Origin of the sequence: Microcoleus anatoxicus (genome assembly GCF_042465725.1) — a bacterium.
GTDB lineage: Bacteria > Cyanobacteriota > Cyanobacteriia > Cyanobacteriales > Microcoleaceae > Microcoleus > Microcoleus anatoxicus.
In genome coordinates this window covers 1,200,491-1,227,027 of record NZ_CP120853.1, presented here as the reverse complement: position 1 = coordinate 1,227,027, position 26,537 = coordinate 1,200,491, and the positions used below count along the sequence as shown (strand labels likewise).

Genomic DNA, 26,537 nt, shown 5'->3' with positions numbered 1-26,537 from the left:
ATAGCTTTTTTCAGGGCGATCGGCTACAATACCCATAAAAAATAACAACTAACAAATAAGCATCACTAATTCACACAAATTTTAGAATAAATCTACATATTTAATATGAATGATTCACTAATTCAACTATTTATTCAATTAATTAGTTCTCAAATTGGCTTACAAATTCGGTCCCAAGATCGACCTAATTTGTGTCAAAAAATTGTGGACAGAATGCAAGTATTAAAAATACAAGAACCCGAAAAATATTATCAATTATTAAATGAGAAAAGCTTTGATAGTCAAAAGGAATGGCGCGAATTAGTATTGCTTTTGACAACGGTAGAAAGTTATTTTATGCGCGATCGGGGACAATTTGATTTATTGAAAAAAGTGATTTTACCTGAATTAATAGAGCAAAAAAGAAACTTGCAAAATACCTTGGGAATTGTGCCGACACTCCGACTCTGGAGCGCGGGATGTTCCACTGGTGAAGAGCCTTATTCTTTAGCTATTTTGTTAAAACAATTGATTAGCGATTGGCCTCAATGGAAAATATTAATTTTAGGGACTGATATAAATGAAAAAGTAATCGAAAAAGCCCAACAGGGAGTATACAGCCCTTGGTCGTTTCGCTTGGTTGACCCCCAAGTACAAAAACAGTATTTTAATCAGCGACAAATTGAATGGGAAATAAGTCGAGAATTGCGCCAAAGTGTAAATTTTAGCTGTGTAAATTTAATCGCCGATGAATTTCCTAATATTTACAAAAATATTTATAATTTTGATTTAATTGTGTGTAGAAACGTTTTTGTTTATTTTGAGCATCAGTATATTTCACTGGTACTGAAAAAATTTGCCAAGACTCTGAGACCGGGAGGATATTTAATGACCGGCCACGCTGAAGTGCACGGTCAAATTATGAACGAGTTTCTACCCAAGGTTTTCCCGGAGTCCATTGTTTATCAGCGTCGAGATCAATTACTGGGGGAAGGCTCTCAAAATGAATATTGGAACTTACAGCAACTCAAGTCGTCCATGGAAAAATCCGAAAATTCCGGAGTCGTTGACGATCGCAATTTCCTGGGACGAGCAACGAAATCAGCTAGTTTTTCTCAGAGGCCTTTTTCAGAACTCACTCCCCTGTTAACAGAATCTAGTCCCCTGGGAAAAATGCTGAGAAATCGCTATTTAGTGGGAGAGTTAACCGAAAAAAAAGCTGAAAAAGCACCAAATCAAGAATTGAATCAACCCCAGGAAAAAACTTCTGCAACATTAATTGAAGAAGCTAAGACCAACTTTAAAAATAAAGCTTACGTAGCAGCAATTTCTCAAGCAAAACAATCTCTAAAAATGCAGCCTTATAATTTTGAGGCAGACTATTTATTGGCTCAAATTTATGCAAATTTAGGTAAGTATTCTCAGGCGATCGAACACTGCCAACGAGCTAGTAAAGTTGATGCAATGTCGGTGTTTCCCTATTATTTACAAGCTCAAATTGCCGAAGAACAGGGAAAATTAGAAACAGCTAAGCAGTTTCTTAAGAGGATAATTTATCTCTGTCCATCTTTTATTTCAGCTTATTTAGATCTGGGCAATATATACCATAAAGAAGGCCAGATAACAAGAGCCATGAAAATGTATAATTCATCCTGTGAAATTCTCGGAAAATTACCGCCCAATACTCCGATCGAGCAGCAGGGTAAAATGACGGCGAGCCAAGTTTTGTTAGAACTTAAAAAAAAAATGTTAAGATTATACAGCCAACAAAATTTATGCACTGGTAGCTAACAACTGGGTTTCTCTATAAACCAGTCTTTCTCTAATATCTAGTCCCCTGGAATATGTATAATGCTCGATCTCTCTCCTTCGCTGTGCCCTATACCTTTGTCGCAAATAGTTCAATATGGAAACTAAACCATATCTTATTTTTGAACAGAACGGTTTTCTCTACGCTGTAGAAGCCTGCTGCGTTCAAGAAATTTTCTTTCTGCCGGAGTTGACGCCCATTGCAGAAGCGCCTCAAGATATTGTTGGGGCGATCGACCTTCGGGGTGAAATTCTGCCTGTGATGGATCTGAATCTCCGTTTTGGATACGTTTGGCAGGAGTATACTGTGACAGATAGTGCGATCGTCATAGAGTGGCAAGAATGGAAAGTCGGTATCATTGTCAATCAAGTTCGCGAAGTTAAAGAAATCTCAGAACATACCACCACTCCCCAGCTATCTTATGGGCGAGACGAAGGCGTCGCCTCCCATCATTTTGTCGCTGGATTTGCCCGCTGCGAACCTGATATTATCATGCTACTCAATCTCGATCGCCTAATTCGATATTCTGCTGAAAAAACAGAAGAAAGCTTACCTATTACTGTCAGCGATGCAGATGGTGAAGAAACAGCACCAGAGACAGAAACTGAAAATCTACCCTGGTATCTCAAAGCCAAATTGTTGAGTGAAAATGCGAAATTTTTAAGCAAGCATCAGATTTTTTGCCCCCAAGCTACGCCGGAAGAAAGAGCAATTTTTAAATCGCGGGCTGACAATTTGAGGCGGCAAGGCGAGGGGGACCATTCTGCCGCAATTAATATATCCGTAGCCGTGTTTACTTTGAATGGTGAATACTTTGGTATGGACCTAGATGTAGTCCGTGAATTTACTGAAATTCGCCAACTAACCCCAATTCCTTGCACTCCCGATCGCATAATTGGCAATATGAATTTACGGGGAGAAATTTTAACCATACTGGATATTCGCAATGTTTTAAATATTTCTTTAAATATGCCGAGTGCCACAAATTATCAATCTCAGGCGATCGTTGTGCAAGTAGCAGATTTAGTGACTGGTATAGTTGTAGACGAAATCTTAGATATTGTATATTTAAGAGTCTCAGAAATTGCAACTGTTCCCGCGGCACTGCATTCAGCTAACCGCGAATATCTACGAGGTACAGCTCTTTACGGAGGAAAAATGATGGCGATTCTGAATTTGGAAAAACTCCTCACAAAAGGAGGAGTCATTGTTGATGAAGAGGTTTGAATCAAAAAATATAGCCTTTCGATCTCTCATAGGAGGTACAATCGAGCATTGGTAATTGGTAATTGGCGTCGCCCTGCCCTTCGACTCCGCTGACTGAACCGCGAAGCGTCGCCCTGAGCCCTTCGACTACGCGGTTCCTGAGCGGAGCGGTGCCCTGAGCGGAGTCGAAGGGTCGAAGGGTCGAAGGGCAGGATAAACGCAGTCGTTGGGTCGAAGGGTCAAAGGGTCGAAGGGTCGAAGGGTAATTGGTAATTGGCTATGAGAAAAGTCACTAACAAGTAACCACTAACAATTCGCCATTCGCCATTCGCCATGGACACTCCCCCTAAGTGCTGTTAAATCCCGGAGAAAAATATGTTTGCTATCTTAAAAAAAATAAATATTAGAAATAAAATGCTGATCGCCTATTTAGCGCCCGCAGCTATCTACTTAGGTTTACCCATCCTAGTTTATCAAACCACCACTCAGGTATTAAATAGTTTTCAAGAAGTAGAAAGAATAGAAAATGTCATCGGACTAACCAACAATATTTCCGCAGGAAATGAGCAAATGATACGCGGATTACGGGGATATTTAATCAATCAAAATCCCAGGTTTTTAAATGATTTTAAAACAGGTGCAGAATTGGCTCGTCAGTCTGCTAATAATGTGGAACCGATCATTAAAAACCCTCAACAGAAAACTCGTCTACAGAAGATGCTAAGTCTCAGCAACGAATATTATAAGAACTCTAACGAAATAGTTGATTTATTGCAAGCCAATAAAAAAAGTGAAGCCCTCGCAATATTTAATACAGGAAGACACACAAAACTTGTGAATGAATTTGTCGAAATGCATAGACAATTTCGTGAATTAGAATCCGACTTGATTAAACAAGAGACAAAAAAAACGAAGGACTCTTTGATATTTTTAATATCGGTATTGGTAGTTAGTTGTGGGTTTTTAGTCCTGTTAGGTGGGGTGATAGCTTGGCTAATTTCGTCAGGAATTGCCCGAACTATCGATCGCGCAATTAGCTCCATCGTCACTTCTTCCAGCCAGATTGCAGCCACCATCGAAGAACAGGAACGGATGGCCAGTCAACAAGCAGTTTCAGTCAATCAAACTACGACTACAATGGACGAACTGGGCGCGTCTTCCAGGGCGACAGCACAGCAGGTAGAAACAGCAGCGATGCAAGCAATGCAAGCTTTAAATTTAGCGGGAGGTGGCACAAAAGCTGTAGCACAAACTTTAGAAGCCATGGGAACTCTCAAAACCAAAGTTGAAGATATGCAAGGACAAATTATGCAATTGAGCGAACAAACCGATCGCATTGGTAATATTTCAACTTTAGTTAGCGATTTGGCTAATCAGACTAATATGTTAGCACTCAATGCCGCCGTGGAAGCCGTGCGGGCGGGGGACAATGGCAAGGGGTTTGGTGTTGTGGCCTCAGAAATTCGCAAACTGGCCGAGCGCAGTAAAAAATCAGCAGCCCAAATTAATCTATTAGTTGCAGATATTCAAAGAGCGATTAATTCAACAGTAATGGTCACAGAAGAAGGGACTAAAACAGTAGAATTTGGCGTGAATATTGCCTCAGAAACCGCCGCTGCATTTGGCGGAGTTGTCAATGCAATTAATAATGTCGTCTTGAGTTCTCAGCAGATTTCATTGAATGCCAAACAACAAGCGATCGCGATCGAACAGGTGGTGCAAGCCATGAACTCCCTCAATCAAGCCGCAGCCCAAACAGCTTGTGGCATCAGTCAAACTAAAATCGGTACCCAAAAATTGAATGAAGCAGCCTTAGACTTAAAAGCAGTTGTGTAAGATATTTCTAATTTATGAACTAATAACCTAATTATGTGATTCCCAAGAACTCAAACCATTACCCCACCGTCACCCTGTGTTAAGTCTTGAATCTTTGTTAATTATGAACCCTCAAAAAAATGCCAAATATATCCTTAAGAATTAAAGCGATTGCATTTGCTCTCGCCCTCGGTACACTGCCAGCTATCTTAACGGGAGCAATAACTTTCTTCTTTGCCAATCAGAACCTAAATAATTATGTAGTTAAATATCAAGAATCGCGAGCCGTGGCCATAGCCCATGATGTCAGTAATTTGGTTTTTGAAAGGTACTTAGATGTTCAGGAGCTAGCTCATTTAAGTATACTGAACGATCCCAGAGTCAGCGAAACTACTTCCAATAGCCAAAAACAAGCTCTGTTAGATAAATATGTAAAACAAGGGGAAGGTTACGACAGCATTGCCATCGCCGATCTTCAGGGAAATACTATTTTACAATCCAGCGGAGAGCCAATTATAGATTTGGGTAAACGGGATTATTTTCAGGAAGTATTTAAAACTAATCTTCCGACAGTAGTGCAACCGAGAGAATCATTTATCACTGGCAAATACTCTATTTTTGCTGCGGCTCCTATAGTCGAAATTAATACGGGAAAAACTATCGCAATTCTGAGAACCCGCACGCCCATAACATATTTAGAACAGGCTTTTCAGGAAAACAAAGAAAAATTAATCAGAGACTCCGAAGGACTAGAAGCAGATGAGTATCATTTAATTGATGGCAATGGCAAGTTTTTTTCTGCTACAGAAATCGAACATCTGGGCAGAGAGGCACGTTCAGACTATAGTGTTTTTGCGACAATGCAGGCGACCAATAAAATCAACAGTCTCATCGATACCGATAAGATTCGCGGAGGACAACAACTGCTGACCTATGCTCCTATTGAAATTGAAAAATCAAACAATATGCCGAAATTGGGTTGGAGTGTCCTGATTGCCAACGATACAGACAACGTATTTGCTCCGCAAAAAAAATTGCTATTTGCTCTGATAGCAGGAGTTGGACTAACTGCTGCTGTTGTCAGCGCCATGGCAACTTTTGTCGCTAGTCGAACCACAAAATCCGTAAATAAAATTGTGCGGACGATCGCCTATTCTTCCTCACAGATTGCTGTCACCATCGAACAACAAGAACGTATCGCTAGTCAACAACTATATGCTGTGGAGCGCACTGTTAGTACAATGGATGAATTGGGTGAATCAAGCAGGGCTTGTGCTTCCCAAGCAGAAGCCGCTGCTCTGGGAGCCAAACAAGCTCTCGCGCTCACCACCGGAGGTAGTCAAGCAGTAGAGAATACCCTCAAAGAAATGGCAATTTTGAAACAAAATGTTGCAGCAATTGAAAACCAAATTTTACTTTTGAGCGAGCAAACGAGTCGCATTGGTAATATCTCTAGTTTAGTTAGCGATTTAGCCAATCAAACAAATATGTTAGCGATTAATGCTGCCATCGAAGCCTGGAGGGCTGGCGAAAGTGGCAAAGGATTTGCAGTTGTTGCTACAGAAATTCGGCAATTGGCAGATTTAAGCAAGGAATCTGCGAGCAAAATTAATGCTTTAGTTGCCGACATCCAGACATCGATTAGTTCCACAACCATGGTGACGGATGATGGAGCAAAAACCGTGGATAGTGGAGTAAAAATTGCCCGAAAGACTGCCGACGCATTTGCTGGTGTAGCACAGGCGATCGATCGCATTGTTTTGAATAGTCAACAAATTTCTTTTACTGCCAAAGACCAGGCGATCGCCATTCAGGATGTAGTTCATGCCGTTAATTCTCTCAACCTAGCCGCCCAAGAAAATGCCACCGGCATTTCTCAAGTCAAACTCGGAATCGAACAGCTTAATAAAGCAGCCCAAAATCTCAAATCATCAGTCTAATTATAGTCAACATTCACCAGTCATTTCCTACAAATTAGCCCTTTCACATCCCCATTACTAATGATTAAAAAGCTCTTCATAAAACTCCAGTACCGACTGCTAATACTCTTAACTTTAAGTACCTTAATTCCCGTATTTATTGTGGGTTTTTATGGGGTTTATTCCTCGACATTCGCCCTTAAATCTTTAGCATTATTAAGTCTTGATGAAAGTGTTAAATCTAGCGGTAATCAAATGATTAATAAATTAGAAAATTTTAGTTCTGATATTTTATTTATCGGCAAATCTCCCCCGATTCAGGGTATGATTAGAGCGAGGGAGGGCAATGGAGTAGACAGAGAAAGTAATTCAACTTATCAAAATTGGATCGATAGAATGGAAATCATCTTTTCATCACTGATGGAAGTCAAGCCATATTATATGAAATTGCGTTACATAGACGAAAAAGGTAACGAACTTGTTCGTGTAGATTCTGATGGTAAAAATCTTAAAATTATTCCCGATAATCAATTACAAAATCAAGCAGGCAGAGATTACTTTTATTTAACTATGAAACTAAAACCAGGAGAAATATATGTCTCCCAATTTAATCTCAATCAGGAATACGGTCAAATAGAAATTCCTTACAAACCAACAATTCGCTACGCTACTCCAATTTTTGATACCAAAGGACAAAGAAAAGGCATTTTGATTGCTAATGCTCTGGGTCAAAGTCTGATTGATATTGCTAAAGAACTCAATCATCAAGGTTCAGACCAAGTTTTTATGTTAAATCAAGATGGTTACTATATCCACCATTCAAATCCTGACAAAGAATGGGGTTCGGAAATAAAAACCGATGAGAATTTGCACAAAGATTATTCAGAAGATATAGTTAATCAAATACTTTCCGGGGGTCAAGGCAATGTCGAACTCAGCGATAGAGTAGTTAGTTATTATACAATATTTCCCATCAAAGACAACAAGCAAAGATTTTTTGTAATTGTCCATCAGGTAGACAAAAGTTCCCTATTTGATTCTATTTTATGGTTCAAAATAATAGGAACGCTAGTTACTATATTATCCCTAGGTACTGTGCTGTCGTTAGGACTGTTAATACTACAAAGACTCGTGAAATTAATTCAGGGATTGGTATACCAAATATCTTCATTTTCCCTACAAATAGTATCTAATATGAATCAACAAGAACAAATAGTTGGTCGGCAATTTGTCTCAGTGAAAGAAAGCACTACAACTTTAGAAAAGTTGGCCATATCTTCTTACCAAACAGTGGAGCAAGCTGAGGCGGTTGCGACTGCTGCTCGCCAAGCTTTAAATCTCGTCGAACAAGGTACGGAAATGGTAGAGCAAACTCTCGATCAAATGCTACATCTTAGAGAAGCTGTGGTGGCAATTTCTCAACACAATCATCGACTCGATGACAGTACAAGTCAGATTGGAAATATTTCTAGTTTAGCAAGTTTGGTGAGCGATTTAGCTAGCCAAACAAATATTTTAGCTCTCAACGCCGCCGTCGAAGCAGTCAGAGCCGGCGAGTACGGTAAAGGTTTTGCAGTGGTAGCCAGCGAAATTCGTAAGTTAGCTGATGAAAGTCAACAAGCAGCACAAAAGATTAATGGTATTATTCCAGAAATTAAGAGCGCGATCGCCTCGACGGTGAAAGCCACGGAAGATGGCAAAAAAACCGCAGCAGCAGGGGTGAAAACAGCACGAGATACCGCAGAAGCTTTTACGGGTGTCAGGGAAGCTTGCAATCTCGTGTTTACGAGCAACCAGCAAATTTCTTTTAATATTAAACAGCAGGCGATCGCGATTCAGCAAGTAGGTGATACCATGAATGCTCTCAATCAAGCAGCATCTCAAACAGTAACTGGGATTAATCAAGTCAAAATGGGGACTCAAAAACTTAATGAAACTGCATTAAATCTCAAGTCTGTAGTGTAGTCAATAGTCAGTTGTAAATTCCCAACTCCCAATTCCCAATTCCCCATTCCCAATTCCCAACTCCCAATTCCCCATTCCCAATTCCCCATTCCCCATTCCCCATTCCCCATTCCCCATTCCCCATTCCCCATTCCCCATTCCCAATTCCCAATTCCCAATTCCCAATTCTTAAAAATAGCTATGATAATTGAAGATGAAGAACTCCGAGATGTATTTAAAATTGCTAGTGAAGAACACTTGCAGAAACTCGATGACGGATTGCTTTATTTGGAAGAACACCCAGGGGATGCCGCTAAATTAGAAGAATTGCTGAGAGAAACCCATTCTCTCAAGGGTGATGCGGGGATGCTAGGAGTAAAAAGTGTGGCATCTTTAGCTCATCAAATGGAACATATTTTGGGAGGTGTCAAGCGCGGAGAAACTCAACTAACTTCAGATATTAGCGATAAACTTTCCCAAGGTTTAGAAGCCATCCGCAAGCTAGTTGACGAAGCCGTAACTGGTGAAGATTCGGGAGTTAATACATTTTACATCCTCGCTAGCATGATGGGTGCTTCTAGTCAACCACAACCACAAGTTACTAGCCCCATAGTAGAGCCATCATCTTCAAAATTATCAGAACCAGAAAACCCCTTGGTAGAAGGGTTAGTTAGTGAGCATCTTAGCGCAGAACCAGAAACAAGTATTGATGAAACTTCAGAAGTCTTTACTTTACAAAATAATTATTCTTTTTTACCTATACAATCCGAGCAAGAATTGCTCCTGCAAGCTCAAAACTTGCCTACCCCTTCTGCATCAAATGCTTCGGATTACCCATCCCCTGTTACTACATTATCTACCTCATCTTATCGTATAGAAACTATTCGCGTTGCTACCAAAAATTTAGATGATTTAATGACTCAAGCTGGGGAACTTACTGTCACCAAAACTAGACTGGGACACCGAGTGGGAGATATCGAACAAATTACGACTTTGTGGGAAGAGTGGAGTCGAGAATATTTTGTCACTAGCTTGACTTTTCATCAAATACAAATAGATGAAAACGGCCTGAAAGAAAACGATAAATTTATCCAATTGCAGAATTACTGTCAACGTACACAAGAACGTTTAGAACGTCTTGGCATTTTAGTCAACCGTTTGAAAAATTTAGTGTATGAAGATACGGCGAGGCTGGAAATAATTGCAGAGGAACTAGAATCAGGAATTCGCACTCTCAGACTGCTGCCTTTGTCTACTATTTTTAATTTATTTTATCGAACTGTAAAAGAGTTAGCGAAACGGGAAGGTAAAGAAGTTGCCTTAGTGATTGAAGGAGGCGAAACAACAGCAGACAAACGCATTTTAGAGGAAATGAAAGACCCTTTGATGCACATGATTCGGAATTCGATCGACCACGGAATTGAAACTGTTGCAGAACGCAAAAAAGTTGGCAAACCTCCTGTGGCAACTCTCCGTATAAAAGGTTATTCTATAGCCAGTAACGTGATTATTGAAGTGGCTGATGATGGTCGAGGACTAAATCTTGAGCGTATTAAACAAACGGCAATCAAACGTAATATTTGTACCTTAGAACAACTGGCAGTTATGACCACAAGTCAAGTGCAATCTTTGATTTTTGCTCCTGGTTTTTCGACCAGAACATTTGTGACTGAAGTATCGGGACGTGGGGTTGGTTTAGATGTAGTACGGACTAATGTTGAAGCCTTGAAAGGTAGTATTCAAGTGGATTCATTGCCGGGAAAAGGATGCACTTTTAGATTGCAACTAAGTACGTCTTTAGCTACAGCGAATGTATTGATTGTAGTAGTTGAAGATATTGCTTATGCTCTGCCACTAGAGTTTGTAGAAACAGCACAATTAGTTTCTACTTCTGATATTTTTGCTATGGAAGGTAGGGAAACTATACTTTTAAAAGGTCAGCCTCTGTCAGTGGCTCATCTGAGAGATTTACTGGAATTAAATAATCTAAGCTGGATGCAAAGAAATCGCGCAGGTAAAGAGGAAAATGAACCCGAAATTTACCCCCATACTCCCAAGGACTTTATGGGTTCACATTCGGGAAAAATTCCTTGTATTATTTTAAAGATAGGGGAGGAAAGATTGGGATTATTTGTAGATGCTTTGATAGACGAACAGGATGTGGTGATTAAACCTCAAAGTAAATTACTAAAAAGGGTGCGAAATGTTTCCGGTGCAACAATTCTTGGTAACGGGGAAGTTTGTATGGTACTGAATCCCCAGGATTTGATAAAATCGGTACGCAAGCAAGTTTTGTCGCGTACTATTGCTGGTTTGCGATCGCCCATGGAGACTGCCAGCCGAAAACAAGTTATACTTTTAGCAGAAGACTCGATCGCCACCCGCACTCAAGAAAAACGCATCCTGGAAAGTGCCGGTTATGAAGTGGTGACGGCGGTAGATGGATTGGATGCGTTCAATAAATTAAAAACTCGCGATTTTGATGCGGTGATTTCTGATGTGCAAATGCCAAATTTGGATGGTTTGGGACTGACTGTTAAGATTCGTCAGCAACAAAAATACAGTGATTTGCCGATAATTTTAGTGACTTCTTTGGCTTCGGATGAAGATAGAAAGAGAGGTGCTGATGCCGGGGCCAATGCTTATATTCCTAAAGGTACTTTTAATCAAGATGTGTTGGTAGAGACTTTAAAAAGGTTAGTTTAGTCATTAGTCATTAGTCATTAGTTAGTAGTCAACAGTCAACAGTCAACAGTCATTAATTATTAGTCATTAGTCAACAGTTAACAGTTAACAGTCATTAGTTATTAGTTATTAGTCATTAGTTAACAGTTAACAGTCATTAGTTATTAGTCAACAGTCAACAGTCAACAGTCAACGCCCTAGGCCCAATTAATTCCCCATTCTCCTAAAAACTGATGTTATCGCCTATTAAAGTATTGTTAGTTGAAGATTCTCCAGTAGTGACAATTATCCTCAAACGAATTTTTGATTCCTCACCGGAAATCAAAGTTGTCGGTACAGCTTGCAACGGATTAGAAGCACTAGAATTAATCCCAAAACTTCAGCCACAAGTCATCTGTACAGATTTAAATATGGCACCCATGAACGGGTTAGAATTCACCCAAGAAGTAATGAAGAAATATCCTCTACCAATTTTAGTCATCAGTGCTTCCGTGCAAGCAGATGATACTCAGAATGTATTTCAACTGTTAAAAGCAGGTGCATTGGATGTTTTTCCCAAACCGATGGGTGGCTCTGCCTCAGATTACGATCGCCTTGCTAATCAATTAGTCGCTAAAATTAAAATCCTTTCAGGAGTGAAAGTATTTACACGGCATCAAAAGTTCGTGCCCACCGAATATGTTAACAAAAATCCCCAAAAAATTAACCAATTACCAGTTTCTCCTTACCAATTTTCCCCAGAAAATGTCAAATCTCCCACTATTAAACTATTGGCGATAGGGGCTTCGACAGGCGGCCCACAGGCATTGCACGCGATTATTTCTAAGCTGCCGGCTAATTTCCCCGTGCCTATAATTTGTATCCAGCACATTAGTGAAGGTTTTTTGCAAGGATTAGTTGATTGGCTGGGCTATGAATCGAAACTACCTGTTAAGATAGCTGCTTTTGGGGAATTGCCGCTGGCGGGGAATATTTATTTTTCACCGGAAAAAGTTCATTTAGAATTGGACTCTAAAGGGCGATTTGTTTATTCAGAAGCTGCTCCTGTCGGGGGACACTGCCCTTCTGTAACGGTGACATTTAAGTCTGTAGCTAATTTTTATAGTCGCGCTGCTGCTGCGGTGTTGCTGACAGGTATGGGCAGAGATGGTGCTGACGGAATGTTGGCGATCGCCAAAGTTGGTGGTTTGACAATAGCCCAAGACGAAGCTACCTCTGTTGTCTTCGGGATGCCCAAGGAGGCGATCGTCCTAGGTGCTGTCCAACAGATTCTGCCCATTAGTGCCATCGCTCCTTTCCTGTTGGCTAAATTAAAAATTTAGAACTTATTGGTTGATAAATTTATGAATTACCTCGCGTAACATATCAGCATCAAAGGGCTTAGTTAAATACTCCGTTGCTCCAGCCAAGCGCCCCTGTACCTTATCAAAAGCTCCATCTCGCCCTGTCAACATGACGATGGGCAAGTTATGAAACTGAGGTAAACTGCGCACGGTGCGGCACAGTTCCAATCCGTCAATACCGGGCATTGAAACATCCAGTAGCAAAACTGCAACTTGTTCGTGATAAATAGTTGACAAAGCATCCACTGCATTGTCAGTCACCAGCACCCGAAACTCTTTGCTTAAAGCCTGTTTGACCAATCCTTGCATTACCGCGCTATCATCAACAGCCAGAATAGTTGGTAAGCTGCTACTTGCAGACATATTCTTCTCCCCAATCTATAATCTATTTATACTTCTTTCAAGAAGTATGCAACATAATTTCACTGTTTCATTTTTGAGTTTTCCCCAGAGGGACTAACTGTAAATGCTTTGCTATCCCGATTACTTGTGAGCTGTTACCGCTACTGGCGCGTCGGATGCGCCAATAATGTGGCTTGGGAGCATTCATCCACCTTGTGCGACTGACTCGCCTTCACTGCCAGCCCTCATCTCGACCGATGCACCAGAGGCTGAATGATATCGCTTCCAACGAATTTTACCAACTATTGTTACTAAATTTAACACGTTAAAATTTTTCCACTGAATTTTCTAGCTGTACTTCAGCAGGCATCATGGCTAGGAGTAGGACACTGGTATTGTGACACACTCTCAGGATTTTAATCTACCAGTGTGGCAACACCGCTCGCTGATATAAATACGTTAGAAAAAATTTATACTGAATGAATAAACTAAATCTAAGTAATGATCTCTTTCCCACAACTCAAAATTTCCCACATATCTCTAAACCATGCACAATTATCCTAGATGCCACTAGGCTACAGTCTGCCCAAACCACAATCTATGCCTTTTGATTCTATTCTCTATTTATAATTCTTAGCAAAAGCAACTCAACGGGCAGTCACACATGAAAGCACCCTTGCCTTTTACGAAAAAAGTGTTAAAGCTCCACAATATAGACCTGTATCAGATCCTCGGATCTGCTTCGGAGGCTTGTTTCGATGATTTGGCTGGCTTAGCTGCTCAGATGACTCGGACTTCTATGGCTGTTGTGAGTTTGAATGACTCTAACGGTCACTGGCTCAAGTCTCAGGTAGGTCTCGATCGAACTTTTACCCACCACTACCTCAATTTTTGTGCCCTCGCGATGGGTCAAAACCCTGAAGAGTTCGATCGACTCTCCGTATCTAACTCCGAAGTTAGCATCATCCGAGACGCTGCCACAGATCCGCGATTTGCCAGTCATCATCTAGTCGCCTCTGACCCTTTGGTGAAATTTTACGCCGGAGTGCCGATCGTCACCAAGGACGGGGAAATGCTGGGAATCCTCTCGGTCATGGATGCCGTACCGAAAGACTTGACAAAAGAAGCAATCAATGCTATGAAAGCTTTGAGTCGGCAAGTTGCTACCCTGGTGGAACTGCGTTGCCAACTAGCCCAAGCCCAGGAACATGGCACTAAGCTAGAACCAACCAAGGAAGACTCAGGAGAATTAGCGGAATTAGAGCGATCGTCTGTGGACGAATTCTTCTCTGGCGTACAGAAGCCAGAAGAAGCTACAAAGATATTTGGCACCAAAAATCTCTCAGTGTTTGGTGAGGGTGGGACATCAATTTATCCGTGGGAAACGGCCATCATCGACCAGCAGCCAGTAGAAATAGCGCTCCGAGAAAGCCAAGAGCGATCGCGCCTGTCCACATTGCAAGCTCAAGTCGGTACGGCCCTAGGACAAGGTGGGACTATACCGACGATGCTCAAGGGCTGCATCGACGCCATAGTCAAACACCTAGACGCCACAGCGGCGAGCATCTGGACCTTGAACCGGCAGACCGATCGACTAGAATTGCAAGCTGCTTCAGGACTGAGCAATCCAGCCTGGGAAATAGAAATAGAGGAGTGGATGCCAACACAACCAGGAAAACTGCCCACAGCCCCCCTGTTTCTGCTGTCGATGCCATCTGCCATCGCAAGCGGGTTGATTGTGGAGAAGCGACTGGTGGGAGTGATGGCCCTGTGCTGCCGCCATGCAACCACGGAGGGAACCCTAGAGGCGATCGCCTCCATGGCTAACGTGATTGCTGTGGGGATCGATCGAGTGAAAGCTCGCGAAGAATTGTTGAGTAGGCCCGAAGGTTTGCTGTTTGGTCTCGCCAGCCAAATGCGAAACTCCCTGGACCTCGACAAAATTTTAGATACTGCCGTCAACCAAATTCGTAACTTATTACAGATTGACCAATGCTACTTTTTATGGTATTCAGTCTCACCCCAGAACCAGGAGAGCTTTGCCATGACCCACGAGGCGGCAAATCCAGAGTTGAAGGACAGACTAGCAGATTACCCGATCGCCCAAATCACGCTCCTGGGTGAAAAAATTCGTCACCGCCAACCGCTCAGGATCGGCGATGTGGCAAATACCACTTGCATTGAAGCACCCACGCAAGCTTTTTTGGCAGATTTGGGGATTGCGTCCAAGCTGCTGCTACCGCTCAAGACTCGCGCCGGTCAAATGGGAGCAATTGTTTGCAATCACTACAGCAACCGCCGGGAGTGGTCCTGGAGCGAAGTAGAATTGCTGCAAGCGGTGGTAGACCAACTGGCGATCGCGATCGACCAAGCCGAACTTTATGCCCAAAGTCGCGCCACTGCCTTAGCCGCTCAAACTCAAGCCCGCCAACTAAGCGAAACATTGCTGAATTTGCAGCAAAAAGAAGCTCAACTCATCCAAAACGAAAAAATGTCATCTCTCGGTCAAATGGTGGCCGGTGTCGCCCACGAAATTAACAATCCCGTAAACTTTATTTACGGCAACTTGACTTACTGCGAGCAGTACATGAAAGATCTGCTGGATTTGCTGCGCTTGTACCAAAAACACTACCCCGAACCCTGCGCCGAAATTCTCCACAAGAGCGAAGAAATTGATGTGGATTTCGTCATCCCCGACTTGCTGAAAATTTTGTCTTCCATGGAAATGGGAGTCGAACGCATCCGTAAAATAGTCGTTTCTTTGCGAAACTTCTCACGACACGACGAAGGCGAGATGAAGCCCGTGGACATTCACGAAGGCATAGATAGCACCTTGCTGATTTTGAACAGCCGCTTGAAATCCAACGGGCAGATTTCTCCCATTGAAGTAGTCAAAAATTACGGCGAGTTGCCAAAGGTGGAGTGTTACCCCAGTCAACTCAACCAAGTATTTATGAACGTGATCGGCAATGCGATCGACGCCTTGGAGCATCAGCCCGCACCCAAGAAGATCGAAATTTCGACGGCGATAGTGGGAACCGACTCCCAGGAAACATCCTGGGTCAAATCCAGCGGTCAATTTGCGCTGATTCGGATTCGGGACAATGGCCCTGGATTGACAGAAAAAGCCAAAGGTCGCTTGTTTGACCCATTTTTTACCACAAAGCCTGTGGGTAAGGGAACTGGACTGGGTTTGTCCATCAGTTATCAAATTGTGGTAGAAAAACACTCCGGGAGCTTGGAGTGTATCTCAAACACAGGACAGGGCGCGGAGTTCAGGATTAAAATCCCGATCGCTCTCCCCTCTGTGAGCAAGACTTGAACAAGAGCGGGCGATCGTCTTCCAGACAAATTTTCAAATTTTTTTGTCAAACCCCTTGACAAATTCCGGCATCCCAATGGTAAGATAATAAAGGTTAAGACATTGGGGCGTCGCCAAGTGGTAAGGCAGCTGGTTTTGGTCCAGCCATTCAGAGGTTCGAATCCTTTCGCCCCAGTTATAGTAGAAACAAAGAAGCACAATGAAGAGTAGATAACTTTTAAAAGGCAGACCCCGTTCCTACCTGACAATAACTTTGTTCCTAAATATTACTTTTGGGGATTACGAGCATTGAGGCGATCGAAAATCGATCGCGAAATTGCCGGAAATATGGTTTCGTCCTTGGCATAGGCCGGATCGTCAGCGAAAACCACTAAGATATAAATCGCTCGATCGTCTAAAGTCCTGACAAACGCCACTTCGCTGCGACACTTGGAAGTATAACCCACTTTAGAACCAAAATAAATATTAGTTGGCAAAGATTCCCCAAGAAATCCCTGTATCGAGTTACTAGGGTCATTTTTCCAAGCCTTGGGGTCTAAATCTCGCGTCAGCAAGTAAGCCATTTTGCGGCTGGCGATGCTGGAAACAGCTTGTCTGGTATAAATTTCATACATTAATCTGGCTCCTTGATCGGTAGTTACTTGATTCCGAATGGGCCGATCCAGGTCTCTTTGCAACTGCAATTCCCGACCTGTAGGCTGTTCTTGCTTTAAATAATATATGGGATAATTTTTGGTGGTTAAACTAATATTTTCATAACCCGATGACTGAAAAAATGTATTAATTTGATTCCTTTTTGCAAGCCAAGTTTCCCAGGTTTCTCCTGCTAGTTTTTCCCCGGATTCTGTATCCGTAATCTTGTCTAAAATTCGGCTGGCTGCGTCGTTGTTGGAAACACGAATCATTTGTTCTAAATCGGAAGTAAAAACCGATTCTTTTTCGGCTATCCTGCCTTTTTCCATGGCTGAGTAAAAGGCCGCCATCCAAAATAATTTAGCCACGCTAGCGGGAAATCTCAGGGTTTGATTTTGATATCCGGCGAAGGTGTGGGCTTGGGAATTGCTGACATCCACCAAGCTAATTGATAGTGGTTCTACGGGTAATCCTTTGGAGGCCGCAATCTGCACTGCTTCATCAACAATAACTTGCAATTCTTGAGAATAAACTGGATTCGGTGGTGTTTTGATATTGTATGTGAAGCTACTATCGGAATTGGAGTCTACTACATTTTCCGGTGTGGAAATTGTCGGTGGGGCGATCGTCTCTTGAGGTGAGATTACAGGCGGTTCCATGGGACGACGACCTCTAAATGGTAGTGTCACGATCCAACCGATGGCGATCGCCCCTAGAATTAAATACAGAATATTGCGATATTTTAACCGAGCCCAAGTCGTTCTCCGTCGGCGACGGGACTTGAATGGACGCTGATTAGTTGGGCGTCCTGGGCTGGTGCGTCCTTTGGTGGTTGGGCGTCTGGGGGAGATGGGGCGGCGGCGTCGGTCTACTTGCATTACAGTGGTGTGGTATCAAACTCGCAGGATCAGTGTATAATGAGGCGGCCTCTAAATGACAAATGTGTCGATCGACTCAGTTTTTGCCAGTTTTCAATGTTTTATGGGCTGATTGATAGTTCTGGTAATTGTAAAAATCTCAGGATAGCACTCCGTTGAAACAACATCCATTGAAAAATATGAGAAATTTTTGGGGGCTGGCTGTTTTGGGATTAACAATAGTTGGCGTTACTAATTCTTTGATACCTGCGCTTGTGGTATTTGTGCCTCAATCTGCTGCTGCTGAACCTATTGTCCATCTACAAACATCCAGACGCAACGCGGATGTGTCGCCACAGTTTACAGAAGCAAGCCCAAAACTGGAGGTAACAAACCAGCCAACTATTTTCAGTAGCAGTAGTTGGTTTTGGGAACTCAATAATTTATCCCAAATTTCCTACACTCAATTGCTTGACTTGTTGGTCAGACAACCTGAACCCAATCATATTACTACAGAAACCGTTGCACATCCTGAAGACATAGCACGTTTTGAGCTGGTTGTAAAGTATGCAAAACAACAAAATTTGCAGGCTCGCCCCATGGGAGAAATTGTACAGGCGATCGGCAATTATTTTCTCGGTCAACCCTACGCTGAGGGTTTGTTGGATAAATCCGAGACCGAAAAATTAGTCATCACTTTAGACAAGTTTGATTGCGTCTTATTTGTCGAAACTGTACTGGCGATCGCACGGGGTGTGGCCGCCCAAGATTACGATTATCCAAATTTTGTAAATAGGATTGAGTCTCAGCGCTATTTAAACGGTAAAATCAACGGTTATTGCAGCCGCTTGCACTATTTTTCGGAATGGATAAATGACAATCAAAAACGCGAAAATGTAGAAAATATCACAGCCAAGTTGGGAGGAGTACCTCTTGATAAAAAACTCAATTTCATGAGTCAGCACCGCAGCAGTTATCCCCAAATGCGGCAGGATGAAGCTACTTATCAGTGCATTGTTAATATTGAAACTGATTTGGCTAAATCTACAGTTAATTACATACCAAAAAATCAGATTAAAAATATTTATTCTGATTTAAAACCAGGGGATATTGTGGCGGTAGCTACGGATGTGAAAGGATTGGATGTCACCCATACTGGCTTGGTTTATCGAAATGCGGACGGGAATCTGGGTTTGATTCATGCTTCGCCGGCGGGACAGGTGGTGGTGGCTTATGACTTACATCGATATATTGGTCGGGTTGAAAGTGCGATCGGGATTGTGGTGGCTAGGGCGATCGATCCTAGGCAAAATGGAGTTAGATTAAACGAACCGCGAAGGCGCTAAGAACGCGAAGGAAGAGAGAGAAGAGATAGATTAAGATGTTGTTCTTTCTTCGCGCGATAGGGCGATCGATCCTAGGCAAAATGGAGTTAGATTAAACGAACCGCGAAGGCGCTAAGAACGCGAAGGAAGAGAGAGAAGAGATAGATTAAGATGTTGTTCTGTCTTCGCGCTATGATGGTGTTCGCTGTTGAATGCTCAAATTTGATGTCAATTGACAATTTCGCTACGAGATACTTTACTATTTCTCGCAGGATTTGCTGTTAATTCGGGCGGTGAGGCGGGAACTGCTCCCCATTCACTCAAAAAGCCTTTTAACAATACTTCTTGTTGAGTGCGCAATACCTCGATATTAGTGCCTCCATTCATAATTACAAACCAGACTGTTTGTTGTTTCTGGGTTGGTAATGCTCCCCCTAAAGCACTGACATTATCCAATGTTCCTGATTTGATTACTGCTAGTTTTGGCAAGGGCCGTTCTGACAGTATCCCTTTGTCTTTTCCTACTACGGTTAAAACATCGGCAACTGTCATATTATAAGGTTGAAGATAGCGTTCTAATGCTAAAAATAAACCGCAGGCGGCGCGAGGTGAAATCCGGTTGTCTTCGCTTAAGCCGGAACCGTTGACAAGTTGAATTTCTGCGGGGGGAACTCCTGTTGCTGCTGCTGCTTGTTGGGCGACAATTTTTGCGCCACCTATACTATCGGCTAACATATCTGCCATCAAATTGTTGCTGTACTGGTTCATTTTTTTGATGAGTTCAGCTAGGGGCAAAGAATAATGTTTAACTAAGGGTTTTACGCTGTCGGGGACTGCTGGCAAAACTTTGACAGTGCCCTCAATTTTTACTTGCGGTTTGGGGGTGTTTGGAGGCAGTGTTTGATATTGGGCTCCTGGTTCGGCAGACCATATTTGGCTGTTCAATCCTTCTTTGAGCAGTTCTCCTGCTTTCAGGGGGTTTGATTCAAAGTTCATGTAAAATTTATCGGCTATGATGAGGTTGCCAGTTACTCGTTTGATGCCTTTTTGATTTAAGGTGTTTCCTAGGGCGATCGCCTCTTCCCACACAAAAAATGGATCTTGGCTTCCTTGGATAATTAAGTCGCCTTTTAATACGCCGTTTTCGATGTTTCCGGTTGTGCTAATTAAGGTGATAAATTCATGTTCTGGTCCGAATTTTTCCAGGGCTGCGAGGGATGTTGCTACTTTGGTAATTGAAGCGGCGGGCAGAGGTGTTGTTCCTTGATGATTTGCTAGTAAGGTGTTGCCTGATTGTATCCAAATTCCTTGGTTTTCTTTGGCAAATCCTTGGGATGTTAAGGTGTTGAGGTACTGTTGGATTTTGGTGTTTGTGGTGGTTGGCGGATTTTGGGCAGAGACTATTAATGGTCGATCGACTTTAATCGGCGATGGGGAAGCTGCGGTGACAGGAGTGGGAGATGAAAGTTCGGGGGATGGAGTGGCTGCACATCCACTCATCAGTGTCATTAGCGCGATCGACTTTAAATAGCGCGTTTTCAGGATTATTTGAATTTGCATCTGCTTTTTTTAATAGGACTTACATATAAATATCAAAGAAACCGGGTTGTTTACTCCTAGTTGAAGGCTGTGTAGGGGCAACCGGGTGTGGGATTGCCCCTACCAAAATTTGTGAAATTTCTCGATCGACTGGTCTATCCAGCCAAACTACCTATACTTAAGGGTACCATCTCGCCGTGGGTGGTCAGTCCTAATAACATCGGCTCATTGGGTCGGATCAATTTTCCTGTAAGGGCGCAGCGCTCCTCCTGCTGTGCTGTGGCATCAATGCTGGCTCGAATATCCGATCGCGAAAACATCTGGCGATACTCTCCAGACTTCTGCTGCACGTAATTCCAGAGCAAATCTCGAATCAACGCTTGATAGCCTTGATTTCCTGCCAGTTCTTTGAGTCTTTCTTTGAGATCCCTCTCCAGTCGAATGCTGGTAACTTCCATTTCGGTGGTTGAAGTTCTAGGTAGGGTATGCATATTTTTTTCTCCGTGACGGGGTGGACATATGTGTAATATCAGTGTAGTATGTTTACAGCTAGATTTAAACCTCTCTTAGGACTTTCCGCCTTCTGTGAAATTTCTCCCCCCCTACTCCAACTATCAACCCAAGTGCGATCGCCCTTGCGATCGTCCCCAATCCTCACGATGCCTCGTCAGGACTGGATTTGTGGTGGTAACAGAAACGTCGTTGACTGGCGAGAGCCTGTTTAAAGGCAGTTATATTGGATTAGGACAAGTTGCAGAAATTAATCATCATGACCTAGGCCGAGACGGTCTAGAAGTGGCACAGCCACAGGGAAATGTGCGAAGCGGGAGGTACTGCTAAACGACAGTACCAGGACAGGATGAAAATTTGCCTTTAGCAGTTTTTCTAGCCCCCGCTTTCCACTAAGAGAAGCGGGGGCTTTTGATGAAAAATGTGACAGATTCCCTGATATCAAATCCTCTCTTCATCGTCCTGTATTAAACTCTCTTTTCTCTTCCTTCGCGTCCTTCGCGCCTTCGCGGTTAAATCATTCCGATACAACCGGAATTGATATTGATGTCTCAAATCTTAAATTGACTGACTTCGGGAACTAGCCAGAAAGGAGATTTCGCCTTCAGGGGGCGATAAATCTCATATCCCAATCCAACATCCAAAATTGATGAGGAGAAGCAAGCCATGACCGTAGCAACTGATGTATTAAGGCAATCTGTAGTGGTGTTTTCTAAAAATTATCTGCCGATGAGCCGTGTCAACATCAAACGGGCGATCGTACTTTTAGTCACTGGCAAAGCTGAACCTCTAGATTTTACTACTGGCAATGGCTGGTTGGTGCGATCGCCCAGCACAGCGATTCATGTACCCGAACACATCCGTTTAACTTTGGCAGACAGGGAACGTCTTTGGAAAGTGCCCCCGGTGAATCGCCGGGAAGTCTTGCGCCGGGATGGTCATTGTTGCCAATACTGTGGTAGTAACAAGCGTTTGACCTTGGACCATGTGATGCCTCGCTCCAAGGGTGGTTTGCATACCTGGGACAACGTGGTGGCTGCTTGCGAAGGGTGTAATTCTCGTAAGGGCGATCGAACTCCCATAGAAGCTGGAATGCCTCTGCGGGCTAAGCCAAAGGCGCCCATGCACCCTACTGTTGCTTTTGCTGAAATGTTTTGGCACGAACATCAAATAGGTGAATAGGTCCATGGGCCGGGGGGTCCGGGGGGTTCCCGATTCCTGATTTCAAATTTTCAATTCCAAATTTTAAGGCTGTCAATATGCTGAAGTTGACTTACACTGAAACGGGCTTTAACCTAGAGCGTTTGGCTCAATCTCCCGAACAGTTGGTGGCGCTGCGAGTTGTGCTGGCTATGCGAGTTGGTCAAAGCATCAGCGTCGAACCGAGCACTGCGGCGTTTTTGCTGCCGGCAAATTTACCAGCGCTGTCTTTGCTAGAATCTGAGGTCCGCGCCGACGGCAGTGGTACGATCGCCCTTTGTGTTGCTGATGCTGAATATGTAGAAGTAAGTTTGCGCGGTACATGGATTGGCACCGAGTCTGAGGACGCTGATGGGGTGTTTGTGACTGTTCTGGGCGATCGTGCGGAGTTCTTGTTACTCAAACTCTGGCTGGAAACTCAACCTGTAAATTCTGTTGTCGAGGAAGTCGGCGATTGAAATTAAAGGCAGAATCCGCTCTGTTAAACCTACAAACGATGATTGTTCAGGGGCCGTGCCTTTCTTTGTCGGCCCTCCTCATATAAAATCCTCTCTTGTCTTCCTTCGCGCCCTACCCTACGGGAACGGCTTCGCCGAACGCGCCTTCGCGGTTAAATCACCTGACGATACAACCGGAATTGATATCATCCAGGATTTTGGATGTGTTTCAGGGATTGGGGCAGCCACTATGCGCTGCCTCTACAATAGCAATGTTACAGCCCTGCCCATCAGGGTGTATAAATGATATTGAAGTAAATCCCCGAATCTTGAAGATTGTCTCCGCGATCGCTAATTCTCACCAAAGGCAAAGCGTATTCTAAGCGGACATTCACTCGCGGTATCGGTTCCCAAAGTACACCCAAACCTAAACCAGCTAAAAATGTCTGATTGGTTAATTTATTAGGATTATTGGCAACATTCCACACTGTCCCAGCATCAAAAAATGGTGCTAATTGAAGTTTCGGCAGACCCGAAGCATCCCTCTTTAAAGTAATCCGATCTTCAATGGAAAATCGAACGCCATTATCGCCAGAACGGACATTTTGGCGATAGCCTCGCAAAGATTGTCCTCCACCAATTACAAATTGCTGGGAAGACAACAAACTATTAGCTGATAACTGCACGTCTGCTTGCACAATTAATAAATGTTGGTTGTTCAATCGCTGTACGCGCTGCACTTGACCTAGCCAACTCAAAAATTGCCCGTCGGGAACAGAACCTTCGTTGCTGGTGGCGTCAAACAAGCTAGTGCCGATCGTAAATTGCGATCGCAGGGCCCAGGCACCTTGGGGGTCGCGCCGAATGTAGTCTTGTCCCAGTTTAATTGCTGTCGTAGTGCTGACACCATTGGAGTCGGGGCCGATACCAAAGGGAGTCGGTTTCCCCGCCACGAAAGTGCGGCCTGTTTGATAAGTTAAACCCCCAGATAAGGCAAATTCTTCGATGGGCGATCGCACTAAGGGCTGGCGATAGCTAACTTCAAATAAATGGGATTTTCCTGATATATCAAAAGCGTCAAAAGGTGCTTGCACGATACTATTCCGATTCGGTGCAGCCCTCAGTTGCAAAGTACCATTCATCGCATTCAGCGGGATGCGGTAGCTAAAATCAAATACGTCTGAATCGCCGATCGATCGGTAATAAGCAGCCGCCAGTTCATCGCCATTTCCGGTGATATTCCGGTGGCGTAAACTAACTCCCAATCTTTCAGAACCGACGCTCGGAGGCGAGTAATTGTCAATACTAACACTAGCTTGAAACGGATTAGCTTCCGAGACGCGAACGATGAGAATGCTCTCCCCCTCATTATCACCAGCACGCAGTCTAGCTTCTACATTGTCAAATAAAGGATCGACTCGCAGCAGGCGCAGTTGGTCTTCTAAGGAAGCTGTGCTTAAAGGCATTCCGGCACCGAGTCTAATCCGGCTGCGGATGTAAGCTGGATGCAATCTTTTAGTTCCTTCTACCTCAATTTTGCTGAGTTTACCTTCGATTACTTGAATCTGGACTACCCCTGCGGTGATAGTTTGGGGCGGTAAGACCGCTCTGGAGGTGATGTAGCCTCGATTCAGGTAAATTTCAGTAATTTTGTCGGCGACCTGCTTGAGTTGTTCTAGGGTGGCAGAACGCCCCTCTAAGGGATTGACTAAGGCTTTAATTTCGTCGGGGCTTAAAACCGTACTCCCAACTACTTGAATTTTTTGAACTTGAATCAGATCCGAAGGTAGTGGCTGGGGAAGTGGCTGTGGTGATGGTGGCTGAATTTGTGGCGGTGCTGGGGGAGGTTCTGGGGAAGGTGGCTGTGTGGGTTGCAAAAAGCGATCGCGATTTGGATCTGCCCCTGTCGGTGGCGCTGGCAGATTTCTTGGCTCTGTCGGTGAATTCTGGGCTAAAAAATTATAATTTGGCTGATTTTGGGGCGGTAAATTATTGTCAGTCTGTGGTTTTATGGCGGGAAACTGAGAAATATCGGCAGTTTGGGATCTAGCTGGATGGGCATAGGAGGGAATTATCGAGACTGCACCTAGCAGTGAGGCCCCAACCCGAAACATAACAATATTGACAGTGCGGCGCATAATTAATTGTTGCTGTTAAATAACTTTGTTTGCTGCTAGATCGCACCAGCCCATCTTTGAAGAAGACATTACTGAAATATCTGTTCTCACTTTTTACCCCCAAGTCCACACCTAAAATCTTGTCAGTGGCTTTAGGTGCTTGGGGAGGAGACTCTAGTAGAATATAGCGTTGCGCAAATTTTGGGCAACTGCTCAGATTTCACTCCAATCTGGCAACTCACAGTCAGGACTTATTTGAGAGTTCTACAAGTTTCACCTTTTGAGCAAAAAGTTGGGTTTATTTTGGCTTTTCAAAATTTAAATTAGTTGGGACTAATGGTGCTTGGGAAATTGTGCCTAATTCTACCGAACTCAACATTTCTGACCACTGGAGTGCTAAGTTGGCATCGCTGGGAGAGGAGACGCGCAGTTGGGCTAGAGTTGCGAGGTATTCGTACCAGATACCTTGTTGGGTAAAAATGCTGAGACGATCGTGCCCGGACGATCGATCCAACTCGGTTTTCAAGCTTGGGGCCAGTGCAGTACGGTTGATCCACCCGGAAACGAGAACATCCTCTTGAGAGTTTTGGGGGTTGCATTTGATCGAAAAGTACCAATGATAGTTTTTGCCCACTTCCAAGACTGGCGAAGTGCCGTCTTTGGCAAGGCTCACATTAACGATACCAGCACGGCTAGTTACCATGTGAAAACTTTTTTTGTAAATTGTTTTGTCTTTTTCGTCAGCCAACTCAAACTCGACTTTTTTGTCCACAGTTACGGGAACATAGTAGAAAAAAGTCGGTTTGGGTGAAAGGGTTCGCCCCATAGTTGATTTGGGAATCAAGGCTGTGGTGGAAGAAGGACAATTTGAGCCCCGTGTTCCTCCGCCTTCCCGCCGCCCAGGTACTCCCTGTTCGGGTGGTTGAAAATTATTCCAAGTCATTCCTATGGGCTGGCTGTTGAGTCTTGTTCCGGTTTGGGAGGAAAATTGAACTGTTTGCCACTGTAAGGGTAGATATTGGATGTCAGGGCGACTGACGCTGTTTGTGGGACTGTTAAGAGCTTTTGCTGGTAGAGAGAAATTAACGGTGGCAACTGCCTCCAAAGACAGAATTAAGGAAAGGGCCACGGTATTTAGATGACACTTTGTCCAAGCCATGATTGACCAGCCTTCTGATAAACCTAGAACTTTATCGTATGATTTTATTCTACCCAAAGTTTGTCTAGATATAGTAATCTGTTGTACTTAATTTATATCTTCAGGTAGATACTATTAATTTTGAGGATCTGACACATATATAATCCTGTGTGGCGATCGACCGTGGTAGCTTAGTATTTATACTGAGTTGAATTCATCACAACAGGTTGAGTTGAGGGAGTTAAATCTGATATCAGGCATCATCTGAGCTCAACCCAAATTTAACTGACTCTGCCGTACCACTAAACAGGAGTGGAACTCTCAGAGTCCGATCGCTTTGATGGCAATTGGGCCTCCTCCAAGTCAGCAATTTTGCAGATGGACTCTCGGAGTTTGGCTACCAGTAACAAATTTAG

19 protein-coding genes and 1 tRNA gene are annotated in these 26,537 nt (G+C 43.4%); 13 read left to right on the top strand and 7 right to left on the bottom strand.

From position 1 onward, the window contains the following. The first annotated feature begins 105 nt into the window (after nt 1–105). The 5 genes from P2A85_RS05175 (at nt 106) to P2A85_RS05155 (ending at nt 8,694) form a co-directional block, all read left to right on the top strand. A complete protein-coding gene (locus tag P2A85_RS05175) occupies nt 106–1,770 on the top strand; it encodes a CheR family methyltransferase (RefSeq protein ID WP_377477912.1) in 1,665 nt (554 codons plus the stop codon). Nucleotides 1,771–1,885: 115 nt separating this feature from the next. Then, nucleotides 1,886–3,016, top strand: coding sequence for a chemotaxis protein CheW (locus P2A85_RS05170; protein WP_377477911.1), 1,131 nt, complete (start codon nt 1,886–1,888; stop codon nt 3,014–3,016). A gap of 354 nt (nt 3,017–3,370) precedes the next feature. Beyond that, the gene (locus tag P2A85_RS05165) at nt 3,371–4,831 is read left to right on the top strand and encodes a methyl-accepting chemotaxis protein (RefSeq protein WP_377477910.1); all 1,461 of its coding nucleotides are present in this window, start codon (nt 3,371–3,373) and stop codon (nt 4,829–4,831) included. A 119-nt stretch (nt 4,832–4,950) separates the two neighbouring features. Next, the gene (locus tag P2A85_RS05160) at nt 4,951–6,750 is read left to right on the top strand and encodes a methyl-accepting chemotaxis protein (protein ID WP_377477908.1); all 1,800 of its coding nucleotides are present in this window, start codon (nt 4,951–4,953) and stop codon (nt 6,748–6,750) included. Nucleotides 6,751–6,984: 234 nt separating this feature from the next. After that, complete coding sequence (locus P2A85_RS05155) at nt 6,985–8,694, top strand: methyl-accepting chemotaxis protein (protein ID WP_377477907.1); 1,710 nt, start codon at nt 6,985–6,987, stop codon at nt 8,692–8,694. A gap of 7 nt (nt 8,695–8,701) precedes the next feature. Here P2A85_RS05155 and P2A85_RS05150 read toward each other — a convergent pair whose 3' ends face one another. Beyond that, nucleotides 8,702–8,845 carry a hypothetical protein gene (locus tag P2A85_RS05150; RefSeq protein ID WP_377477906.1) on the bottom strand — a complete coding sequence of 48 codons (144 nt, stop codon included), beginning with the start codon at nt 8,843–8,845 and terminating at the stop codon, nt 8,702–8,704. 29 nt (nt 8,846–8,874) lie between these two features. Here P2A85_RS05150 and P2A85_RS05145 point away from each other — a divergent pair, with 29 nt between their 5' ends. Both P2A85_RS05145 and cheB read left to right on the top strand, forming a co-directional pair. After that, nucleotides 8,875–11,379, top strand: a complete 2,505-nt coding sequence (locus tag P2A85_RS05145) for a response regulator (RefSeq protein ID WP_377477904.1) — start codon at nt 8,875–8,877, stop codon at nt 11,377–11,379. A gap of 212 nt (nt 11,380–11,591) precedes the next feature. Next, a complete protein-coding gene (gene cheB / locus P2A85_RS05140; RefSeq protein ID WP_377477903.1) occupies nt 11,592–12,680 on the top strand; it encodes a chemotaxis-specific protein-glutamate methyltransferase CheB in 1,089 nt (362 codons plus the stop codon). Between the two features lie 3 nt (nt 12,681–12,683). Here cheB and P2A85_RS05135 read toward each other — a convergent pair whose 3' ends face one another. Continuing rightward, nucleotides 12,684–13,064, bottom strand: a complete 381-nt coding sequence (locus tag P2A85_RS05135; protein WP_377477902.1) for a response regulator — start codon at nt 13,062–13,064, stop codon at nt 12,684–12,686. 643 nt (nt 13,065–13,707) lie between these two features. Here P2A85_RS05135 and P2A85_RS05130 point away from each other — a divergent pair. Together P2A85_RS05130 and P2A85_RS05125 are read left to right on the top strand one after the other, a co-directional pair. Continuing rightward, a complete protein-coding gene (locus P2A85_RS05130; protein WP_377477901.1) occupies nt 13,708–16,365 on the top strand; it encodes a GAF domain-containing protein in 2,658 nt (885 codons plus the stop codon). Between the two features lie 103 nt (nt 16,366–16,468). Continuing rightward, nucleotides 16,469–16,540 (top strand) — tRNA-Gln (locus tag P2A85_RS05125). 91 nt (nt 16,541–16,631) lie between these two features. On the opposite strand, the gene P2A85_RS05120 is transcribed toward P2A85_RS05125, so the two are convergent. Continuing rightward, nucleotides 16,632–17,876 carry a serine hydrolase gene (locus tag P2A85_RS05120; protein WP_377477900.1) on the bottom strand — a complete coding sequence of 415 codons (1,245 nt, stop codon included), beginning with the start codon at nt 17,874–17,876 and terminating at the stop codon, nt 16,632–16,634. Nucleotides 17,877–18,055: 179 nt separating this feature from the next. Between P2A85_RS05120 and P2A85_RS05115 the strand changes: the two genes are divergently transcribed. After that, complete coding sequence (locus P2A85_RS05115) at nt 18,056–19,201, top strand: N-acetylmuramoyl-L-alanine amidase-like domain-containing protein (protein ID WP_377477899.1); 1,146 nt, start codon at nt 18,056–18,058, stop codon at nt 19,199–19,201. Between the two features lie 207 nt (nt 19,202–19,408). Here the strand turns inward: P2A85_RS05115 and P2A85_RS05110 are convergent, their stop codons facing one another. Both P2A85_RS05110 and P2A85_RS05105 read right to left on the bottom strand, forming a co-directional pair. Further along, nucleotides 19,409–20,740, bottom strand: a complete 1,332-nt coding sequence (locus P2A85_RS05110; protein WP_377477898.1) for a D-alanyl-D-alanine carboxypeptidase — start codon at nt 20,738–20,740, stop codon at nt 19,409–19,411. A 134-nt stretch (nt 20,741–20,874) separates the two neighbouring features. After that, nucleotides 20,875–21,210, bottom strand: coding sequence for a hypothetical protein (locus P2A85_RS05105; protein WP_341735776.1), 336 nt, complete (start codon nt 21,208–21,210; stop codon nt 20,875–20,877). A 94-nt stretch (nt 21,211–21,304) separates the two neighbouring features. Between P2A85_RS05105 and P2A85_RS05100 the strand changes: the two genes are divergently transcribed. The 3 genes from P2A85_RS05100 (at nt 21,305) to P2A85_RS05090 (ending at nt 22,887) form a co-directional block, all read left to right on the top strand. Continuing rightward, a complete protein-coding gene (locus P2A85_RS05100) occupies nt 21,305–21,559 on the top strand; it encodes a hypothetical protein (RefSeq protein WP_377477897.1) in 255 nt (84 codons plus the stop codon). Nucleotides 21,560–21,895: 336 nt separating this feature from the next. Beyond that, nucleotides 21,896–22,411: an HNH endonuclease gene (locus P2A85_RS05095; protein WP_341735778.1), complete on the top strand. Its 516-nt coding sequence runs from the start codon at nt 21,896–21,898 to the stop codon at nt 22,409–22,411. 77 nt (nt 22,412–22,488) lie between these two features. Then, nucleotides 22,489–22,887, top strand: coding sequence for an alr0857 family protein (locus tag P2A85_RS05090; protein WP_341731453.1), 399 nt, complete (start codon nt 22,489–22,491; stop codon nt 22,885–22,887). A 269-nt stretch (nt 22,888–23,156) separates the two neighbouring features. On the opposite strand, the gene P2A85_RS05085 is transcribed toward P2A85_RS05090, so the two are convergent. Continuing rightward, the gene (locus P2A85_RS05085) at nt 23,157–25,004 is read right to left on the bottom strand and encodes a ShlB/FhaC/HecB family hemolysin secretion/activation protein (RefSeq protein WP_377477896.1); all 1,848 of its coding nucleotides are present in this window, start codon (nt 25,002–25,004) and stop codon (nt 23,157–23,159) included. A gap of 277 nt (nt 25,005–25,281) precedes the next feature. After that, on the bottom strand, nt 25,282–26,142 hold the full coding sequence (locus tag P2A85_RS05080) for a DUF928 domain-containing protein (RefSeq protein WP_377477895.1): 861 nt from the start codon (nt 26,140–26,142) through the stop codon (nt 25,282–25,284). Nucleotides 26,143–26,537 lie beyond the last annotated feature (395 nt).

Coding starts and splice junctions, on each gene's coding strand:
- P2A85_RS05090 (WP_341731453.1), top strand. CDS start 22,489: ATGCTGAAGTTGACTTACACTGAAACGGGCTTTAACCTAGAGCGTTTG.
- cheB (WP_377477903.1), top strand. CDS start 11,592: ATGTTATCGCCTATTAAAGTATTGTTAGTTGAAGATTCTCCAGTAGTG.
- P2A85_RS05115 (WP_377477899.1), top strand. CDS start 18,056: ATGAGAAATTTTTGGGGGCTGGCTGTTTTGGGATTAACAATAGTTGGC.
- P2A85_RS05175 (WP_377477912.1), top strand. CDS start 106: ATGAATGATTCACTAATTCAACTATTTATTCAATTAATTAGTTCTCAA.
- P2A85_RS05165 (WP_377477910.1), top strand. CDS start 3,371: ATGTTTGCTATCTTAAAAAAAATAAATATTAGAAATAAAATGCTGATC.
- P2A85_RS05095 (WP_341735778.1), top strand. CDS start 21,896: ATGACCGTAGCAACTGATGTATTAAGGCAATCTGTAGTGGTGTTTTCT.
- P2A85_RS05170 (WP_377477911.1), top strand. CDS start 1,886: ATGGAAACTAAACCATATCTTATTTTTGAACAGAACGGTTTTCTCTAC.
- P2A85_RS05105 (WP_341735776.1), bottom strand. CDS start 21,210: ATGCATACCCTACCTAGAACTTCAACCACCGAAATGGAAGTTACCAGC.
- P2A85_RS05110 (WP_377477898.1), bottom strand. CDS start 20,740: ATGCAAATTCAAATAATCCTGAAAACGCGCTATTTAAAGTCGATCGCG.
- P2A85_RS05080 (WP_377477895.1), bottom strand. CDS start 26,142: ATGGCTTGGACAAAGTGTCATCTAAATACCGTGGCCCTTTCCTTAATT.
- P2A85_RS05130 (WP_377477901.1), top strand. CDS start 13,708: ATGAAAGCACCCTTGCCTTTTACGAAAAAAGTGTTAAAGCTCCACAAT.
- P2A85_RS05155 (WP_377477907.1), top strand. CDS start 6,985: ATGATTAATAAATTAGAAAATTTTAGTTCTGATATTTTATTTATCGGC.
- P2A85_RS05160 (WP_377477908.1), top strand. CDS start 4,951: ATGCCAAATATATCCTTAAGAATTAAAGCGATTGCATTTGCTCTCGCC.
- P2A85_RS05120 (WP_377477900.1), bottom strand. CDS start 17,876: ATGCAAGTAGACCGACGCCGCCGCCCCATCTCCCCCAGACGCCCAACC.
- P2A85_RS05145 (WP_377477904.1), top strand. CDS start 8,875: ATGATAATTGAAGATGAAGAACTCCGAGATGTATTTAAAATTGCTAGT.
- P2A85_RS05135 (WP_377477902.1), bottom strand. CDS start 13,064: ATGTCTGCAAGTAGCAGCTTACCAACTATTCTGGCTGTTGATGATAGC.
- P2A85_RS05085 (WP_377477896.1), bottom strand. CDS start 25,004: ATGCGCCGCACTGTCAATATTGTTATGTTTCGGGTTGGGGCCTCACTG.